The 2210-nt window shown below is 37.8% G+C and carries 2 protein-coding genes; one reads left to right on the forward strand and one right to left on the reverse strand.

Annotated elements, in window-relative coordinates; genetic code table 11:
* On the forward strand, window positions 1-656 hold a 656-nt coding region (ygfZ, locus tag WG67_RS01350; RefSeq protein WP_458694966.1), incomplete at its 5' end, for a CAF17-like 4Fe-4S cluster assembly/insertion protein YgfZ.
* Window positions 657-1473: 817 nt separating this feature from the next.
* Here ygfZ and WG67_RS08085 read toward each other — a convergent pair.
* On the reverse strand, window positions 1474-2210 hold a 737-nt coding region (locus tag WG67_RS08085; RefSeq protein ID WP_458694967.1), incomplete at its 5' end, for a DHHA1 domain-containing protein.

Raw genomic sequence — 2210 nt, forward strand, 5'->3', positions numbered from 1 at the left:
ATCTATATGATTTTTTTCTTATTGAATATGGTAAATACACCCTCTTGGAGTGCGAAAACATGCACTTGCAGCAAATAATCGAGAAACTAGATTTACTTAAAACTTATTTGAGGGTAAAGATTAAAGACGTTAGTGCACTATATAAGGTTGGGGTTTTGTTTAATACTAAGTTGGCGGAGTGTAGTAGTAAGTCACAAGTTATTTTTCAAGATCCAAGGCACAAGCTGCTAGGAATGAGGATCATACATAAAGATGAAATGAAAGAGCCGGTTGGGGATTTTACTCAGTATGAAAAAGTCAGAATTCAAAATCTCGTTCCAGATGGAGCGAAAGATATGGTGCAGAATTCATCGTTTCCGCTGCAATTTTTAATCGATAAAGTAAACGGTATAAGCTTTAATAAGGGGTGTTATATAGGTCAGGAAGTTGTAAATCGAATGAGCAGACAAGAAATATTCAGAAGAAAACTTTACCTTGTTGAGGGGGATAACGCACTTCCAGATATTGGCACTAAAGTGACAAATGAAAACAATGAGGAAATAGGGGAACTGCGCTCTAGTGTAGACAACATTGGATTTGCATTGCTTAATACTGGAAAGAGCCATGCAAATTTATATGCTGGTGGGGTCAAGTGCGTTAAGACGTTGAAGTCTTAAGGTAGCCCATATAGAAACGAAAAACTTGCTTGACAAACTCCGCCAGCCCCCTTATCATGGTATTGAAGGTATTCAGTTATCTTCATCTGTGCAGATTAAACAGCAAGAAAACAACGTAGTTGGCGTCTTATTTTTAATTTTTTGCACTATGTGCACCTTATGTCTTCACAACATTTCTGGGTTTTTACCTATATAAGCTGAAACGCGCTTATAAGTCGTTTAAGACAGTATAGTACGCCAATTTGCAGGATTAGAGAGTGACAACTAGCTAACACGGGGTTTCTTTTGCCTTTTTTTCTGCTTAGTAAATTTCTTAAACATTTGCAGCGTAGGTTAGTTGCATTCAAAAGCAGCTAAATTGCAGTGTTTAAGACTTAAAAACGCCAATACTGAAAATAGACAATGACTAGGGTTTCTTTTGCCTTTTTTTTCATTTGGTAAATTTTTTAATGTTTATGGCTAAACGACAACCGTCATCCCGCTGCTTGTTAGCGGGATCTAGAGATACCGCGAATGAATCGCGGTATGACGGTTCGCGGCGGTATGACGGTTCGCAGTGGCATGACGATAAGCTCGTCATCCCGCTACTTGTTAGCGGCTAAGAGATACCGCGAATGAATCGCGGTATGACGGTTAAGTAGGGTGTCATCCCAGTGTCACGCACTGGGATGACATTATAGGAGCACTGGGATGACACCCTCTTGGATGGAAATCAGTGTCAGATAATTTCATGACACCAGTTGTTGTAAACTCACTTTTTCTCGATTTTTTGGTTTATCTTGTCTACCTATTTTGCCACTCTGCTGAACAGATACACTCAACTTATGGTCAATACATCTTCTATTAAAAATTGTACAAATTCATTGCCATTCCAGTAATTCATAGAGATTTTACCCAAAATAGCTTTAACATTACCCTGCATGATAGCAGAGCCAAGATGAGTATTTGCAGAACGAAATGCAATAGCTCTTACCATAACATTATCATCAGCAATAAAACATTTTATATGGTCAACTCCTATAACTTCAGGCTTTCTTATCTTTGCTCCTTGGATAATAAACCTTGGTTCAGGATTTCCAACTCCAAATGGTCCCAAGCGTTGCAGTTGGTTCCACAGAGATAAGTTTATTGCTTTAGCAGTTACTATACTATCAGCTTTTAAAGTTTTCTCATTTATAGAGTTTGAAAATCTTTCAGTAAAAAAATCATGCAAATCATTTATTTTGTCTTCTTTAATTGAAAATCCTGCCGCCATACTATGGCCACCACCTTCAATAATCAAATTTATAAACTTTGCGGAAAGGACTGCAGCACCGATATCAACTCCCAAAATTGATCTACAGCTTGCTTTTCCTATTCCATTATTTAAAGATATCACTACTGTTGGCAAGTGAAACTGCTCCTTTAGCCTTGATGCAATTATACCAATTATTCCCTGGTGCCAATTGCCACTTATCATTATAAAATTCGCACCTGATTGGGCAGACTTTTCCGCTTGTGCTGTAGCTTCCAAGAGAGCCTCATTTTCTAACACTTTTCTTGCATTATTCAAAT

This window comes from Wolbachia endosymbiont of Drosophila incompta, assembly GCF_001758565.1.
Taxonomy (GTDB): Bacteria; Pseudomonadota; Alphaproteobacteria; order Rickettsiales; family Anaplasmataceae; genus Wolbachia; species Wolbachia pipientis.